The organism is Citrobacter sp. wls615, assembly GCF_005281355.1.
Taxonomy (GTDB): Bacteria; Pseudomonadota; Gammaproteobacteria; order Enterobacterales; family Enterobacteriaceae; genus Citrobacter; species Citrobacter werkmanii.
Window position 1 is genome coordinate 40,313 of record NZ_SZXM01000024.1, and the last position, 16,043, is coordinate 56,355.

The following is a 16,043-nucleotide window of genomic DNA, read 5'->3' on the forward strand; positions in this document are numbered from 1 at the left end:
AAGCGTAATTGAATAGTTACTTAATGAAAGTACTTTAAATCAATGAATTAGAATGCGTACAGATTTTGAGGTTTAATCGCAAATTGCGATCTAAATCAAATTTAACAACTAAAGATAAAAAAATTATCGCCGAAATAACATAAGCCGAAAGAGTTAACAACCAGATAACCTGCACAGGACGCAATCATGTCTGCTCATCCCTACGTTAGTCAGCAAAATACACCGCTGGATGATGATATCACCCTCATGTCCACCACCGACTTACAAAGCTATATCACTCATGCTAACGATACCTTTGTCCAGGTCAGCGGCTATCAACTGAATGAATTGCTCGATAAGCCGCACAACCTGGTTCGTCATCCGGACATGCCAAAAGCGGCATTCGCGGATATGTGGTACACCCTCAAACAGGGTGAGCCGTGGAGCGGCATTGTGAAAAACCGGCGTAAGAATGGCGATCACTACTGGGTGAGGGCCAACGCGGTGCCGATGGTGCGGGAAGGGCGAGTGACCGGGTATATGTCGATTCGCACCCGGGCAACTGACGAAGAGATTGCGGCAGTAGAGCCTTTATATAAGGCGCTGAATGAAGGACGTTGCAACCGACGTATTCATAAAGGTTTGGTGGTACGCAAAGGCTGGCTGGGTAAACTCCCGGCACTGCCGATTCGCTGGCGGGTACGCAGCGTGATGGCATTGATGTTTGTCGTACTGGCGACCGCATTGCAGCAAATGGGCGCCGAATGGCCGTTACTGTTGATGAGTGCGTTGGTAATGCTGCTGGGGACGGCTATTTTCGAATGGCAAATTGTGCGTCCCATCGAGAATGTCGCGTGTCAGGCGTTGAAAGTGGCGACCGGTGAGCGCAACAGCGTGTCGCATCTTAACCGCAGCGATGAACTGGGCTTGATGCTGCGAGCGGTGGGGCAACTGGGGTTAATGTGCCGTTGGCTCATCCATGATGTCTCCAGCCAGGTGAGTTGTGTGCGCAGCGACAGCGAAACGCTGGCGAAAGGCAGTGATGATTTAAACAAGCATACGCAGCAGACCGTAGAGAATGTGCAGGAAACGGTGGCCACCATGAATCAGATGGCGGCGTCGGTGAAACAAAATTCTGAGACCGCCGCCGCAGCCGATAAACTCTCGATTGCTGCCAGCAGCGCGGCAACGCACGGCGGCGAGGCGATGGATACCGTCATCAAAACCATGGATGATATTGCCAACAGCACTCAGCGGATCGGCACCATTACCACGCTGATTAACGATATTGCTTTCCAGACCAATATTCTGGCTTTGAACGCCGCCGTTGAAGCCGCGAGGGCGGGCGAGCAGGGCAAAGGCTTCGCCGTAGTGGCGGGAGAAGTGCGTCATCTTGCCAGTCGTAGCGCCAGTGCAGCCAATGATATTCGCAAGCTGATTGATGCCAGCGCCGATAAGGTGCAGTCCGGCTCCGATCAGGTGCACGCCGCGGGGCGCACGATGGACGATATTGTGGCGCAGGTGCAAAACGTCACTCAGTTGATCGCCCAAATCAGCCACTCAACGCTGGAACAGTCCGATGGTCTTTCCAGCCTGACTCGTGCGGTGAATGAATTGAGTAGCATCACGCAGAAAAACGCCGAACTGGTTGAAGAGAGTGCCCAGATTTCCGCGATGGTGAAACATCGCGCGGGTCGTCTGGAAGATGCGGTCACGGTGTTGCATTAATCTTAACCACAGCAGGCGCAACGCCGGACACGGGTTCCGCCTGCTGCGCAGATTAATCTAACTGAGTAATGTCCAGCGCGGCGCGATCGATAATACCAATGATTTTTTTGATCTGCGCCTCGCTGGTATCACCATGATTGACGCGTAGGTCCAGCACAGCTTTGAAGTTCTCCAGCGCGCGTTTCATCTGTGGATTTTTACGTAATTCAAAACCCACACAGCGGGCTTTAATACGTTCGTGGATATGTTCCAGATGTTCGCGGTTCTCATCCAGCCACTGCAGACCTTGAGTCGTGATGGCAATTTGCTTACGCCCGCCTTCCTCGTCGCTGATGGCGATCAGGGCCTGATCCTGCAACAGATCCAGCGTCGGATAGATAACGCCCGGGCTCGGGGTGTAGTTACCCTGGGTCAGGGTTTCAATCGCTTTAATCAGTTCATAGCCGTGGCTGGCGTCGCGGGTCAGGATATCCAGAATCACCAGGCGTAATTCGCCGTGACCGAAGAAGCGCTGGCGACGACCACCACCTCCGCCGCGACCGTGGCGGCGTCCGCAACCCTGTTCGTGGTGATGTTCCTGGTGACAGCCTGCGTGGCGATGCTCTTCACTTTTGCAGCAGCCTGCATGGTGCTCACTGTGGCGGCTTTCGTGGTGATGTCCTTCACCCTTGCAGCAGCCTTCGTGTTGGTGCTCTGTATGTTTACAGCAACCTTCATGATGGTTTTGCATCATCGTCTCCTGATGTTGTTTAGATATATCTAATTTATATCTAAAGTTTATCGGCTTGCAAGTCTATAAAATAATTTTTGTTTAATTTGATGATTATTAATGGTTTTCATGGATTGCTGATCGCTGTTTAATCACAAGCTGACTATATCAAAAAAGTGCTTGCAATCTTTTTGATTAGCAATCATTATCATTTAAAAATAAATTTAGATATATCGTATTATCTTCACGAAGGCGAAAAAATGACAAAAAACACCTCACGCTACCCACAGCGCGTTCGCAATGAACTGCGCTTCCGTGAACTTACCGTCCTGCGCGTAGAACGTATTAGCGCGGGTTTTCAGCGCATCGTACTGGGCGGTGACGCGCTGGACGGTTTTAGCTCGCACGGTTTTGATGACCATACCAAGGTCTTTTTCCCGGAGCCGGGCAGCCATTTTGTGCCGCCTGTTGTCACCGATGAAGGCATTGTCTGGGCTGACGGCGTACGTCCGCTCTCCCGTGACTACACGCCGTTGTATGACGAAGCGCGCCATGAGCTGGCGCTGGATTTTTATATTCATGACGGTGGCGTGGCGAGCACATGGGCGATGAATGCTCGCGAGGGTGACAAGCTGACGATCGGTGGTCCGCGCGGTTCTTTGGTGGTGCCAGAGGATTATGCGTATCAGGTTTACGTGTGTGATGAATCAGGCATGCCCGCGCTGCGCCGACGGCTGGAGTCGCTCAGCCGTTTAGCGGTACGCCCGAACGTAACGACGCTGGTAAACGTGCAGGATGCGGCGTATCAGGACTATTTTGCCCATCTCGACGAGTTTACTATTCAGTGGTTTATCGGCCATGACGAACAGGTGGTGAACGAACATTTATCGCGGCTGAACGTGCCCGCAGACGATTATTTCATCTGGATTACCGGCGAAGGCAAGGCGGTAAAAAACCTCAGCGTTCGCTTTGAAACCGAGGCGTTCGATCAGCAACTGGTGCGCGCAACGGCTTACTGGCATCAACGCCGTTAATCAGTAATTCGATGGCGGCACGCCAAACGCCTGGCGAAATGCATAGCTAAATGCCGCGGTGCTGGAATACCCCACATCCAGCGCCACGGCAGTTACGCTTTTATTTTTTTTCAGCATTAATACCGATTCCAGAATACGCATTTTTTGCTTCCAGACGCTGAAGGGCAATCCGGTTTCTTTTTTGAAATGGCGTGAAAAGGTACGGGCTGACATGCCCAGATGCTGTGCCCAGTATTCAACCGAATGCTCCAGGGCCGGGGATTCCTGAATTGTCCGGCACACTTTGGTTAATTCGCGATCGTGCGGCCAGGGTAATACAAAAGCGACTTCCGGGAGCTGCAGAATAATATCGACCAGAACACTAACCAGCTTACCCTCTTTTGACTGGCTATCATAATGGCCCGAAATTAAATTGGTGGCGTAATGAATAAACTCTCTGGCGAAATCACTGATCGCCACCACTTTACATTCATTGATGCTCTCTTCAAGAAAACCCGGCTTAATATCCAGATTCTCTAAATACACATCATCCAGTGCCCAGACCGCATGCTCGGTATTATTGGGGATCCAGATGCCATAATGCGCTGGAATTATCCAGCATTTGCCGGCGACATCAATTCGCATGCTGCCTTTACGGGCGAAATGAAACTGCATAAAAGAGTGCGAATGCAGCGGAACATGATGGTTGGCTTCCAGGACATAAGAACGGAAGTACACGTCCTGCGGCAGCTCCGTAATGGAGTTATCGGGAAATGAATTCCACTGTTTTTGCGCGAGAGTCTCCATAAATAAATCGTCAATGCTCCCGGTGATGTGTCCGATATTCGATAGATCTTGTCCGCAGATCATAATACATGCATTCAGTTTTCCATAATAATCTTGCGTAACGATTTTTAGCCCACTTTGGTAAATACCATGAACACGCTTTGTTCAGATGCTGTCATCGTCAATGAAACAAATGATAACTGGACCCGAATGGGGAAAGAGCTGCTTTCGCAAGCGGATATCCAGATTAATGGCTCTCGTGCCTGGGATATTCAGCTTCATCATGCCGGTTTCTTTAAGCGGGTACTGCAACAAGGCTCGTTAGGGCTGGGTGAAAGCTATATGGAAGGCTGGTGGGACTGCGAGCGGCTCGATATTCTGTTCTGCAAAATTCTCAAAGCAAAACTCGACCAGCAAATGCCGGGCAACCTGAAAGATATTTTACGCATTGCCAGCGCCCGCCTGTTTAATTTGCAGTCGCGGAGCCGCGCGTGGATTGTCGGTAAAGAGCATTATGATATTGGGAACGATCTTTTTGCGCTGATGCTGGATCCGCACATGCAATATTCCTGTGGTTACTGGAAAGACGCCACCACATTAGACGAAGCGCAAAATGCCAAATTGAAAATGATTTGTGAGAAGCTACAACTCAAACCGGGTATGCGTTTACTCGATATCGGTTGTGGCTGGGGCGGACTGGCGGAATATGCAGCGCGTCATTATGGCGTGGCGGTCGAAGGCGTCACTATCTCTAAAGAGCAGCAGAAAATGGCGCAACAGCGCTGTGAAGGGCTGGACGTTAACATTCTGCTGCAGGATTATCGTGACCTCGATAAACACTACGATCGCATTGTTTCCGTGGGGATGTTCGAACACGTCGGGCCGAAAAACTACGACACCTATTTCAGCATCGCCGACCGTTGTTTAAAACCGGACGGGCTGTTCCTGCTGCATACCATTGGCAGCAACAAAAAGGGGATGAGCGTCGATCCGTGGATCAATAAATACATTTTCCCGAACGGTTGCTTACCGGCGATTTCGCATATTGCCGAGGCCAGCGAATCGCGCTTTGTTATGGAAGACTGGCATAACTTTGGCAGCGATTACGATAAAACGCTGATGGCCTGGCACGAGCGTTTTAATCAGGCATGGCCGGAGCTGTCTTCACGTTACTCCGCCACCTTCAGAAGAATGTTTAATTACTATTTATGCGCCTGCGCCGGGGCTTTCCGCGCCAGAGATATTGAGCTTTGGCAGGTACTGTTTAGCCGCGGCGTCGAGGGTGGCCTCCGCGTTTATCGTTAACGTTCTGCCTGATGCGCGAAGCGCATCAGGCATTTATGGCTTAGCTCAATTCACTCTCTGCCAGCGCTTTAAATACCATTGCGACGGCATGCGCGCCGGGGTCCATATTACCCAACAAGCTTTCGCTGCTCAGATACGATGCGCGACCTGCATTGGCTTTGCTCGACAGGCAGGTTCGTTCGGCTCCGGCTTGCGCGGCGTCAAAAGCGGCATGCAGGTTGTGCGGCTGCGCCAGCAGTGAGGTCAGTGCGGGTTGCAGGGCATCTATCATGGTGCGATCGCCTTCGTCTGCGCCGCCGTAGAACTTCATCTGCGCCAGACCTGTATTCAGCGCTTCGGCAACGTTAGCTCCCTGCTCCAGTTTCTGCCCGGCGGCAGTAAAGAAAATAGACATCAGCACGCCGCTGGAACCGCCCATCACCACGGTCAGACGTTCGCCAATCAGCGCGAACAGTGTGGCAAGGTCATCCAGCGGAAGCTGCTGACGCTGCAGCAGACTGGCAATTTCACGCGCGCCAGCGGCAAAGGTTGAACCCGTATCGCCATCGCCGACTTTGGCATCCAGCGCGTTGAGATGTGCTTCCAGACCGGAAAGCGTTCCGGTGATAAGCTCCACAATCCCGGCGACCAGCGCGTTGGCAGAGGGCTGGAATTCCACGCGCGCGCTGCGCTGGGATGATGGCGCGTAGCTGATTTCACGCGGTGGGACGGGAGTCGGCCAGTTGCTGGTTTCCACTTCGGTCAGCAGCGCTTTTTCGATGCTCTCTTCAAGCACGATGGCCGTCAGTGAGAATCCTTTCATATCCAACGCGGTGACCAGCGAGGCCGGACCAATCAGCCAGTCGATACGCGGGTACAGCGGACTGCTTGCCAGTTCGCGGGTGATAATAGCCATTTCCGCAACGGACACGCCGCCAAGATTGTTAATCATCACCGCCACTCTGCCGGTTTCAGGCAGGACCGTCAGTAGCTTATCCACCATCAGATTCACCACCTGCGCACTGTTTTGCGTATCGATAACCGAGGCTCCCGGTTCGCCGTGAATCCCCATGCCCAGCTCTGCATGACCCGGATGATGGCGCGGCGCGGCGTCGGTTTCTTGCGGCAGATGGCAGCTGGAAAGCGCAACACCCAGGCTGAAGGTGTTGTTGGCTGCGTACTGCGCTTCACGCAGGACGGTGGCGAGGTTATAGCCGCGTTCAGCGAAATAGCCGGCGATTTTATGCACCAGGATGGTTCCCGCAATGCCACGCGGATGTTTGTTATCCGGCAGGGAGATATCGTCACCGACTATCAGCATTTCAACGTTGTAGCCCAGGCGTCGCGCTTTCTCGGCGGCGAGACCGAAATTAAGACGGTCACCAGTGTAGTTCTTCACGATCAACAGACAGCCAGCCTCACCGGTCACTGCCTGAATAGCGGTCAGTACCGCATCCACGCTCGGGGAGGCGAACACGTCGCCGCAGACCGCCGCGGTCAGCATTCCTTTGCCGATAAACCCAACGTGCGCGGGTTCGTGTCCTGAACCGCCGCCGGAGATCACCGCCACGTTATTTTTGTTAAGGTCGCGGCGAACCACGATGCGAATGGCCGGATCGCTCTCCAGACGCGCCAGGTTATTCCACGGGCTGGTGATAATTGTACCGTCGATCACGTCGCTAACGAGATGGGGGCGTTGATTAAAAAAGAATTGAGACATAACGGCTCCTCGAGGTTGAGTGTAAGACAAACCCCCGAATGCATGTTCATGGTGCGGAGGCGATAGAGAGATTCTGGCGAAGTCAGCATGGAAAAAAACAACGCGAAAATGAGTTTCATTACGAAACGTGATTGCTGTTTTTTGTTCCGAAATGAAACTGAATTAGGCGAGAAATCATCACAATGCGAACCAGCTCGACTTTTTTCTCCTGGGAGCAGAGCAGGCCACACGGCGCAGTCAGTCTTTTTTGCGGGGTTTTACGCAGGATGGCGCGTAATTGGGGAAATTTATCATCGTGTTTGTCGGTGATTTCGCGGTAAAGGAACGGATCGAGATCGCAAACCTCATTATTTTTGTGGTTAAGTGTTCCAATATGAAACGCATGTCATTTTTATCTGTTCCATATCAGAACAAAATGACGAAAGATTTTTTTGTGCACGCCTCGCCATACAGTTATTACATCGCTCCGGTACGTCCGCTTTCGCCGTCAACATCAGGCTAAACGGGTTAACGCCAGGGCTCACCATGTAAAAACATGTACTTATTTGAGGATGAAAGGAATGCTAAAAGTTATTCAATCTCCAGCCAAATATCTCCAGGGTCCTGACGCTTCTACCTTATTTGGTCAATACGCTAAAAATCTGGCGGACAGCTTTTTCGTGATTGCGGACGACTTCGTGATGAAGCTGGCGGGAGAAAAGGTACTCAATGGCCTGCACAGCCATGACATTAGCTGCCACGCGGAACGCTTCAACGGTGAATGCAGCCATGTTGAAATTAATCGCCTGATTGCCATTCTGAAAAAACACGGTTGCCGTGGTGTGGTTGGGATTGGCGGAGGGAAAACGTTAGATACCGCCAAAGCGATTGGTTATTACCAGAAGCTGCCGGTAGTGGTGATCCCAACTATCGCATCTACCGATGCGCCAACCAGCGCGCTGTCCGTTATCTATACCGAAGCGGGTGAGTTTGAAGAGTATCTGATCTACCCGAAAAACCCGGATATGGTGGTGATGGATACCGCAATTATTGCCAAAGCGCCGGTACGTCTGCTGGTGGCCGGGATGGGCGATGCGCTCTCGACCTGGTTTGAAGCGAAAGCCTGTTATGACGCTCGGGCGACCAGCATGGCGGGCGGGCAGTCCACCGTGGCGGCGCTGAGCCTGGCGCGCCTGTGCTATGATACCCTGCTGGCGGAAGGCGAAAAGGCACGCTTAGCCGCCCAGGCTGGCGTGGTGACCGATGCGCTGGAACGTATTGTCGAAGCCAACACCTATCTCAGCGGTATCGGTTTTGAAAGCAGCGGACTTGCGGGGGCACATGCCATCCATAACGGCTTTACGATTCTGGAAGAGTGCCACCATCTGTACCACGGTGAAAAAGTCGCCTTTGGTACGCTGGCGCAGCTGGTGCTACAGAACAGCCCGATGGAAGAGATCGAAACCGTGCTGAATTTCTGTCAGAAAGTGGGCCTGCCGGTAACGTTAGCGGAAATGGGCGTAAAAGATGACATTGATGGCAAGATCATGGCCGTGGCTAAAGCCACCTGCGCAGAAGGTGAAACCATTCACAATATGCCGTTCCCGGTGACGCCTGAAAGCGTACATGCCGCTATTTTGACGGCAGACCTGCTGGGACAGCAGTGGCTGGCGCGTTAATCGGGCATCGGTAAATTTACCCAGCATCTTCTCCCCCTCTGACAGTCTCTGCCGGAGGGGTTGTCTATGGTAAAACAGCGGAAATGGATATGACGGCGCATACGCATAGCATCGGGCAGGAAGTCTCTTCGGTTCTCGCCCAGTCCTGGCATCGTTGCAGCAAGTTCATGCAGCGGGAAACCTGGCAGGCGCCGCATCAGGCGCAAGGGCTGACCTTTGAGTCGATTTGTCGTCGTAAGACGGCGCTGCTCACGATTGCGCAGGCCGCGCTGGAAGATGCCTGGGAGTTTATGGACGGTCGTCCGTGCGCGCTGCTGATTCTGGATGAATCGGCCTGTATTCTCAGCCGTTGCGGCGATCCGCAGACGATAGAACAGCTGGCGGAGCTTGGGTTTCGCGACGGCAGCTATTGCGCGGAAAGCATTATCGGCAGCTGTGCGCTGTCGCTGGCGACAATGCCGGGCCAGCCGACAAAAACCTCTGGCGCTCAGCACTTTAAACAGGCGCTGCATCCGTGGTCGTTTTGCTCGACGCCAGTGTTCGATAACCATGGGCGTCTGTTTGGCTCCATCTCATTATGCTGTCTGGTAGAGCATGAGTCCGTTTCTGATTTATCCCTGACGCTGGCGATTGCCAGAGAAGTCGGCAATTCATTGCTGACCGACAGCCTGCTGGCAGAATCCAACCGCCATCTGAACCAGATGTACGGGCTGCTGGAGAGCATGGATGATGGCGTGATGGCCTGGAATGAGCAGGGGGTGTTGCAGTTCCTCAATGCGCGCGCGGCGCTGCTTTTGCATCTCGATGCGCAGGCCAGCCAGGGCAAAAACATTCACGACCTGCTCAATATGCCCATGCTGCTGCGTCGGGCAATTAAACATGCCCGCGGTCTGAATCACGTCGAAGTCACTTTTGAAAGCCAGCACCAGTTTGTTGATGCTGTTATCACCCTGAAGCCGATTGTTGAGGAGCAGGGCAACAGCTTTATCCTGCTGCTGCACCCGGTGGAGCAAATGCGTCAGCTGATGACCAGCCAGCTTGGTAAGGTGAGCCACACCTTTGAGCAGATGTCGACGGACGATCCAGAAACCCGACGCTTGATCCATTTTGGTCGCCAGGCTGCAAGGGGGAGTTTCCCGATCCTGCTGTGTGGGGAAGAGGGCGTCGGGAAAGAGTTGCTGAGCCAGGCCATTCACAATGAAAGCGAACGCGCCAGCGGGCCGTATATCGCCGTGAACTGTCAGCTGTATGCCAACAGCGTGCTGGGGCAGGATTTTATGGGCAGTGCGCCCACCGATGATGAAAATGGTCGGTTGAGCCGCCTTGAGCTGGCGAACGGCGGCACGCTGTTTCTGGAGAAAATTGAATATCTGGCGCCGGAGCTGCAATCCGCGCTGCTACAGGTGATCAAGCAGGGGGTGTTAACCCGTCTTGATGCCCGTCGGCTGATTCCGGTGGATGTGAAAGTGATCGCCACCACTACGGTTGATCTCGCTAATTTGGTGGAGCAAAACCGCTTTAGCCGCCAACTGTATTACGCGCTGCACTCTTTTGAGATTGTTATCCCGCCGCTACGAGCGCGGCGTAACAGTATTCCCTCGCTGATTTATACGCGACTGAATAGCCTGAAAAAACGCTTTTCATACAGCCTGAAGATCGACGATGACGCGCTGGCACAACTGGTGGCTTATTCGTGGCCGGGCAATGACTTCGAGCTGAACAGCATTATCGAAAACATCGCTATCAGTAGCGATAACGGGCATATCCGGCTGAGTAATTTACCTGATTATCTGTTTGCCGAGCGTCCCGGTCTGGAGACGGCGTCTTCCCTGCTGCCTGCCAGCCTGACGTTTACCGCTATCGAAAAAGAGGCGATTATCCATGCCGCCCGCGTCACCAGTGGGCGAGTACAGGAGATGTCGCAACTGCTGAATATTGGTCGCACCACCTTGTGGCGTAAGATGAAGCAGTACGACATCGACGCCAGCCAGTTTAAGCGCAAACATCTGGAGTAGTTTCTTCGATTCTGGCCATGGAGAACAGCGCATCCGACAGCCGGTTGATATAACGCTTGGGTTCATCGCGTAACGTCAGCGTTCTGTCCATCGCGATGAGGATCCGCTCCAGCCGACGTGCCAGGGTGCGCGCAACGTGTAGCTGTGCCGATGCCAGATTTTTCCCCGGAATGACAAATTCTTTCAGGGGGCCGCTCTGCGCCATATTGCGGTCAATAAGTTGCTCCAGCGCCTGAATATCCTCGGCGTTAATCGTCTGCGTTAAGCGGGCGAGACCTTTCTCATCGCTGGCGAGTTCCGCCCCCAGCACAAACAGCATCTTCTGGATGGCATGCAGATCCTGGCGTAATTCTGCCTGGCGCGAGCTGGCATAGCAGACGCCAAGCTGGGAAATCAGTTCATCCACCGTACCGTAGGCGTTAACGCGGATGTCGTCTTTGTCGATACGGCTGCCGCCAAACAGCGCGGTCGTGCCTTTATCACCGGTTCGGGTATAGATGCGGTACATTTATTTTATCTCGCTGAAGGGAAGCACTTTGACCAGTTGGCCTGCATTGGCGCCGAGTGTGCGGATGTGGGCTATCCCGGCGGCGATATGCCCGCAGACCAGCGCCCGATCCTCGGGTAGCTGGGCGTGGGTTAGGGCAATATCACCACAGGCGCTGAGGCCGAGACCCACGCGTAGCGTTGAGCTTTTAGCCGCCAGCTTGCTGAGGGCCAGCGCGCAGTCATGCTCGTCGCAACAGATTGTCCGGCAAGGGACGCCTTGCTCTTCCAGCCCCCAGCATAGTTCATCAAGCTCGCGCGTATCCTGCCAGCGTGAGTGATAAAACAGATGTACGCCCGGTGATGAAAGTGACATTGCGCCCCCTTATTGATCAGAATGCCTGACGGAAGATCTCGGCAATTTCTTTCTCGTTCCCTTTACGCGGGTTGGAGAAGGCATTGCCGTCTTTCAGCGCCATTTCCGCCATATACGGGAAATCGGCTTCTTTGACGCCCAGCTCGCGCAGATGCTGCGGAATACCGATATCGGCTGACAGGCGAGCGATGGCGCGAATCGCCAACTCAGCGGCATCCATGGTGGACAGACCATCGGTGTTCTCACCCATAAACTCCGCGATGTCGGCAAATTTCTCCGGATTAGCGATCAGGTTATAGCGTGCCACGTGCGGCAGCAGGACGGCGTTTGCTACGCCGTGCGGCATGTCATACAGACCGCCAAGCTGATGCGCCATCGCGTGAACGTAGCCAAGGTTGGCGTTGTTGAAGGCCATACCCGCCAGCAAAGAGGCATAGGCCATGTTCTCGCGAGCTTTCAGGTTGCTGCCCAGCGCTACGGCCTGGCGTAAGTTGCGGGCGATCAGACGAATTGCCTGGATAGCGGCGGCGTCGGTAACCGGGTTGGCATCTTTTGAAATATAGGCCTCAACGGCGTGAGTCAGGGCGTCCATTCCGGTTGCCGCAGTCAGTGGCGCAGGTTTGCCGAGCATCAGCAGTGGGTCATTGATGGAAACCGACGGCAGGTTGCGCCAGCTGACAATCACAAACTTCACTTTGGTTTTGGTATTGGTCAGCACGCAGTGGCGGGTGACTTCGCTGGCGGTACCGGCGGTGGTATTCACCGCGACGATCGGCGGCAGCGGATTGGTCAGGGTTTCAATCCCGGCATAGCTATAGAGATCGCCTTCGTGCGTCGCTGCGATGCCGATGCCTTTACCGCAGTCATGCGGGCTACCACCGCCGACGGTAACGATGATATCGCATTGCTCTTTACGAAAAACTTCCAGGCCGTCGCGCACGTTGGTGTCTTTAGGGTTTGGCTCGACGCCGTCAAACACCACCACGTCAATACCGGCTTCACGCAGATGTTCGAGGGTTTTATCAACCGCGCCGTCCTTAATGGCTCGCAGACCTTTATCAGTCACCAGCAGCGCTTTTTTACCACCCAACAGTTTGCAGCGTTCGCCAACGACGGAAATAGCATTCGGGCCAAAAAAGTTCACATTTGGCACCAGGTAATCAAACATACGATAGCTCATAATTTACCTTCTTAGATTTAAATTATAATTCAGAGAAACAATTCAGTGCGGTTTGTGCTAATAACATGTCTTGTTCGACAGTACCGCCACTTACGCCGACAGCACCGATTAATTTATCGTTTAACATGACAGGTAATCCGCCGCCAAAAATAACAATGCGCTGTTGATTCGTTAGCTGTAAACCATATAGTGACGCACCCGGTTGTACCGCGTCGGTAATTTCATGGGTCCCCTGCCGCAGACAGCAGGCGGTATACGCTTTATTAAGAGAAATATCACAGCTGGTGACGAACGCGTCGTCCATGCGTTGCATCAGCAGCGTGTTGCCGCCGCGATCCACCACGGAAAAGACCACCGGCACGTTGATCTCAAGCGCTTTAGCCTCGACGGCCTGCGCCATTTTTTTCGCCGCCGCCAGCGTAATGGTGGCGATTGGTTGGCTCTTATTCACAGTCTCTCCTGAAAATGTTGTAGGGCTGAGGTCACGAAAATATCGCGATACAGCTATTTTTTTATCATTGGGTTTGGCTTTATTTTCTCGCCGCGCGTTATTAAGTCAATAGGGTGAAAATTTAAAAAGTATTAATTTAATTTTGTGTGTTGGTGTTTATTGATAATGATCATTTAACTTCGTCACAATTCGCTCCGGATATTCCTGAGAACCGTTTCAATATGGAACGATGAATTTTTATTACGTGCCAAATTGGAACGAAATTAATTTTATTTTTTTATTGCTGTGCTCATTTAGAGTTCGGCCATTGCTGATGAAAGGCGAATGCCGGGTGGTGTGTCCCCGGCAATACGGCCCGGCGTCCCTATTTTTTATCTTTTGAGTCCATAAACTATGAGAAGATCAAAACGATTCGAAGTGCTTGCGAAGCGCCCTGTAAATCAGGATGGGCTGATTGGCGAATGGCCTGAAGAGGGGCTGATCGCCATGGAAAGCCCCTACGATCCGGCTTCGTCGGTGAAGGTAGAGAATGGTCGTATTGTTGAGCTGGACGGCAAGAGCCGCGCCGAGTTCGACATGATTGACCGTTTTATTGCCGACTACGCGATTAACGTAGCTGAAACTGAACGGGCAATGCGGCTCGACGCGCTGGAGATCGCCAGAATGCTGGTGGATATCCACGTTAGCCGGGAAGAGATTGTTGCTATTACCACCGCTATCACCCCGGCGAAAGCGGTGGAGGTGATGGCGCAAATGAACGTGGTGGAAATGATGATGGCGCTGCAAAAAATGCGCGCCAGACGCACGCCGTCCAACCAGTGCCATGTCACCAACCTGAAAGACAACCCGGTACAGATTGCCGCCGATGCGGCTGAAGCGGGGATCCGTGGTTTTTCAGAACAGGAAACGACGGTCGGGATCGCCCGCTATGCACCGTTTAACGCCCTGGCGCTGCTGGTCGGTTCCCAGTGCGGTCGCCCCGGCGTGCTCACGCAATGTTCCGTTGAGGAGGCGACTGAGCTGGAGCTGGGGATGTGCGGGTTAACCAGCTACGCCGAAACCGTGTCGGTATACGGTACAGAGTCGGTGTTTACCGACGGCGATGATACGCCGTGGTCCAAAGCGTTTCTCGCCTCGGCCTATGCGTCTCGCGGACTGAAAATGCGTTACACCTCTGGCACCGGTTCGGAAGCGCTGATGGGCTATTCCGAGAGTAAATCGATGCTCTATCTGGAGTCGCGCTGCATCTTTATCACCAAAGGCGCGGGCGTACAGGGGCTGCAAAACGGTGCGGTCAGCTGTATTGGCATGACCGGCGCGGTGCCGTCGGGGATCCGCGCGGTGCTGGCGGAAAACCTGATTGCCTCAATGCTCGACCTTGAAGTGGCCTCCGCCAATGACCAGACCTTTTCCCACTCTGATATTCGCCGTACCGCCCGTACCCTGATGCAAATGCTTCCCGGCACCGACTTTATCTTCTCCGGCTATAGCGCCGTACCGAACTACGACAACATGTTTGCCGGGTCGAACTTCGACGCGGAAGACTTCGATGATTACAACATTCTGCAACGCGATCTGATGGTTGACGGTGGTCTGCGTCCTGTAACCGAAGAAGAAACCATCGCCATCCGCAACAAGGCGGCACGCGCCATTCAGGCGGTGTTCCGCGAACTGGGCCTGCCGCTGATTAGCGATGAGGAAGTTGAGGCCGCCACTTATGCTCACGGCAGCAAAGATATGCCCGCGCGCAATGTGGTGGAAGATCTGGCCGCCGTGGAAGAGATGATGAAGCGCAATATCACCGGGCTGGATATCGTCGGCGCGCTAAGCCGTAGCGGCTTCGAAGATATCGCCAGTAACATTCTCAATATGCTGAGACAGCGCGTCACCGGTGATTACCTGCAAACGTCGGCCATTCTGGATCGCCAGTTTGAGGTGGTAAGCGCCGTTAACGACATTAATGATTATCAGGGACCAGGCACCGGCTATCGCATCTCCGCCGAGCGCTGGGCGGAAATTAAAAATATCGCGGGCGTGGTTCAGCCTGGCTCAATTGAATAAGGTGGTACACCGTGGAATGCACAACTGAATGTAAGCCGGTTTTCACCTTGCAGGTAAGCGAAGGCGAAGCGGCTAAAGCGGACGAACGCGTAGATGAAGTGGTGATTGGTGTCGGTCCGGCCTTTGATAAGCACCAGCACAAGACTCTGATTGATATGCCGCATAAGGCGATTCTTAAAGAGCTGGTGGCGGGGATCGAAGAAGAGGGGCTGCATGCGCGGGTGGTGAGAATTCTGCGCACCTCGGATGTTTCTTTTATGGCGTGGGACGCGGCAAACCTTAGCGGTTCCGGCATCGGAATTGGTATCCAGTCGAAGGGAACCACGGTGATTCATCAGCGCGATCTGCTGCCGCTGAGTAACCTTGAACTGTTCTCTCAGGCTCCGCTGCTGACGCTGGAAACCTATCGCCAGATCGGTAAAAACGCCGCGCGCTATGCACGCAAAGAGTCGCCTTCGCCGGTGCCGGTGGTCAATGACCAGATGGTGCGCCCTAAATTTATGGCCAAGGCCGCGCTGTTTCACATCAAAGAAACCAAACATGTGGTGCAGGATGCTGCGCCTGTCACGCTGCATATTGCACTGGTGAGGGAATGAC

At 53.5% G+C, this 16,043-nt stretch carries 14 protein-coding genes; 7 read left to right on the forward strand and 7 right to left on the reverse strand.

Going from position 1 to position 16,043, the window contains the following annotated elements:
- Positions 1-186 precede the first annotated feature (186 nt).
- Complete coding sequence (locus tag FDX04_RS07385; protein ID WP_061382477.1) at positions 187-1,707, forward strand: PAS domain-containing methyl-accepting chemotaxis protein; 1,521 nt, start codon at positions 187-189, stop codon at positions 1,705-1,707.
- Between the two features lie 52 nt (positions 1,708-1,759).
- On the opposite strand, the gene FDX04_RS07390 is transcribed toward FDX04_RS07385, so the two are convergent.
- A complete protein-coding gene (locus FDX04_RS07390; protein ID WP_162267385.1) occupies positions 1,760-2,440 on the reverse strand; it encodes a PadR family transcriptional regulator in 681 nt (226 codons plus the stop codon).
- Positions 2,441-2,676: 236 nt separating this feature from the next.
- On the opposite strand from FDX04_RS07390, the gene FDX04_RS07395 reads away from it, so the two are divergent.
- Positions 2,677-3,450, forward strand: coding sequence for a siderophore-interacting protein (locus tag FDX04_RS07395; protein WP_137360674.1), 774 nt, complete (start codon positions 2,677-2,679; stop codon positions 3,448-3,450).
- Here the strand turns inward: FDX04_RS07395 and FDX04_RS07400 are convergent, their stop codons facing one another.
- Positions 3,451-4,299 carry an AraC family transcriptional regulator gene (locus FDX04_RS07400; protein ID WP_137360675.1) on the reverse strand — a complete coding sequence of 283 codons (849 nt, stop codon included), beginning with the start codon at positions 4,297-4,299 and terminating at the stop codon, positions 3,451-3,453. It abuts the gene before it with no gap.
- A 66-nt stretch (positions 4,300-4,365) separates the two neighbouring features.
- On the opposite strand from FDX04_RS07400, the gene cfa reads away from it, so the two are divergent.
- Positions 4,366-5,520, forward strand: a complete 1,155-nt coding sequence (gene cfa, locus FDX04_RS07405; RefSeq protein ID WP_137360676.1) for a cyclopropane fatty acyl phospholipid synthase — start codon at positions 4,366-4,368, stop codon at positions 5,518-5,520.
- 40 nt (positions 5,521-5,560) lie between these two features.
- Here the strand turns inward: cfa and FDX04_RS07410 are convergent, their stop codons facing one another.
- Positions 5,561-7,219 (reverse strand): glycerone kinase, encoded by a 1,659-nt coding sequence (locus FDX04_RS07410; protein ID WP_137360677.1) that lies wholly within the window; start codon positions 7,217-7,219, stop codon positions 5,561-5,563.
- 560 nt (positions 7,220-7,779) lie between these two features.
- Between FDX04_RS07410 and FDX04_RS07420 the strand changes: the two genes are divergently transcribed.
- Entirely contained in the window at positions 7,780-8,877 is a 1,098-nt protein-coding gene (locus FDX04_RS07420) for a glycerol dehydrogenase (RefSeq protein WP_007372185.1), read from the forward strand.
- Positions 8,878-8,966: 89 nt separating this feature from the next.
- Entirely contained in the window at positions 8,967-10,892 is a 1,926-nt protein-coding gene (gene dhaR / locus FDX04_RS07425; RefSeq protein WP_061382556.1) for a dihydroxyacetone kinase operon transcriptional regulator DhaR, read from the forward strand.
- Here dhaR and FDX04_RS07430 read toward each other — a convergent pair.
- The 4 genes from FDX04_RS07430 to FDX04_RS07445 are packed head-to-tail and all read right to left on the reverse strand — an operon-like array spanning position 10,870 to position 13,385.
- Positions 10,870-11,400, reverse strand: coding sequence for a cob(I)yrinic acid a,c-diamide adenosyltransferase (locus FDX04_RS07430; RefSeq protein ID WP_042311088.1), 531 nt, complete (start codon positions 11,398-11,400; stop codon positions 10,870-10,872). The genes dhaR and FDX04_RS07430 overlap by 23 nt on opposite strands.
- The gene (locus FDX04_RS07435; protein WP_137370694.1) at positions 11,401-11,754 is read right to left on the reverse strand and encodes a glycerol dehydratase reactivase beta/small subunit family protein; all 354 of its coding nucleotides are present in this window, start codon (positions 11,752-11,754) and stop codon (positions 11,401-11,403) included.
- 16 nt (positions 11,755-11,770) lie between these two features.
- On the reverse strand, positions 11,771-12,934 hold the full coding sequence (gene dhaT, locus FDX04_RS07440; protein ID WP_042311086.1) for a 1,3-propanediol dehydrogenase: 1,164 nt from the start codon (positions 12,932-12,934) through the stop codon (positions 11,771-11,773).
- A 22-nt stretch (positions 12,935-12,956) separates the two neighbouring features.
- On the reverse strand, positions 12,957-13,385 hold the full coding sequence (locus FDX04_RS07445; RefSeq protein WP_007372190.1) for a heme-binding protein: 429 nt from the start codon (positions 13,383-13,385) through the stop codon (positions 12,957-12,959).
- Between the two features lie 393 nt (positions 13,386-13,778).
- Between FDX04_RS07445 and FDX04_RS07450 the strand changes: the two genes are divergently transcribed.
- Both FDX04_RS07450 and FDX04_RS07455 read left to right on the forward strand, forming a co-directional pair.
- Positions 13,779-15,446: a propanediol/glycerol family dehydratase large subunit gene (locus FDX04_RS07450; RefSeq protein ID WP_137360679.1), complete on the forward strand. Its 1,668-nt coding sequence runs from the start codon at positions 13,779-13,781 to the stop codon at positions 15,444-15,446.
- A gap of 11 nt (positions 15,447-15,457) precedes the next feature.
- Positions 15,458-16,042, forward strand: coding sequence for a propanediol/glycerol family dehydratase medium subunit (locus FDX04_RS07455; RefSeq protein ID WP_137360680.1), 585 nt, complete (start codon positions 15,458-15,460; stop codon positions 16,040-16,042).
- Position 16,043 lies beyond the last annotated feature (1 nt).

Bases quoted from the DNA above. Each gene is read 5' to 3' on its own strand.
- FDX04_RS07410 (WP_137360677.1), bottom strand. From the start codon at position 7,219: ATGTCTCAATTCTTTTTTAATCAACGCCCCCATCTCGTTAGCGACGTG.
- FDX04_RS07400 (WP_137360675.1), bottom strand. From the start codon at position 4,299: ATGATCTGCGGACAAGATCTATCGAATATCGGACACATCACCGGGAGC.
- dhaR (WP_061382556.1), top strand. From the start codon at position 8,967: ATGACGGCGCATACGCATAGCATCGGGCAGGAAGTCTCTTCGGTTCTC.
- FDX04_RS07390 (WP_162267385.1), bottom strand. From the start codon at position 2,440: ATGATGCAAAACCATCATGAAGGTTGCTGTAAACATACAGAGCACCAA.
- FDX04_RS07395 (WP_137360674.1), top strand. From the start codon at position 2,677: ATGACAAAAAACACCTCACGCTACCCACAGCGCGTTCGCAATGAACTG.
- FDX04_RS07435 (WP_137370694.1), bottom strand. From the start codon at position 11,754: ATGTCACTTTCATCACCGGGCGTACATCTGTTTTATCACTCACGCTGG.
- dhaT (WP_042311086.1), bottom strand. From the start codon at position 12,934: ATGAGCTATCGTATGTTTGATTACCTGGTGCCAAATGTGAACTTTTTT.
- cfa (WP_137360676.1), top strand. From the start codon at position 4,366: ATGAACACGCTTTGTTCAGATGCTGTCATCGTCAATGAAACAAATGAT.
- FDX04_RS07450 (WP_137360679.1), top strand. From the start codon at position 13,779: ATGAGAAGATCAAAACGATTCGAAGTGCTTGCGAAGCGCCCTGTAAAT.
- FDX04_RS07420 (WP_007372185.1), top strand. From the start codon at position 7,780: ATGCTAAAAGTTATTCAATCTCCAGCCAAATATCTCCAGGGTCCTGAC.
- FDX04_RS07385 (WP_061382477.1), top strand. From the start codon at position 187: ATGTCTGCTCATCCCTACGTTAGTCAGCAAAATACACCGCTGGATGAT.
- FDX04_RS07430 (WP_042311088.1), bottom strand. From the start codon at position 11,400: ATGTACCGCATCTATACCCGAACCGGTGATAAAGGCACGACCGCGCTG.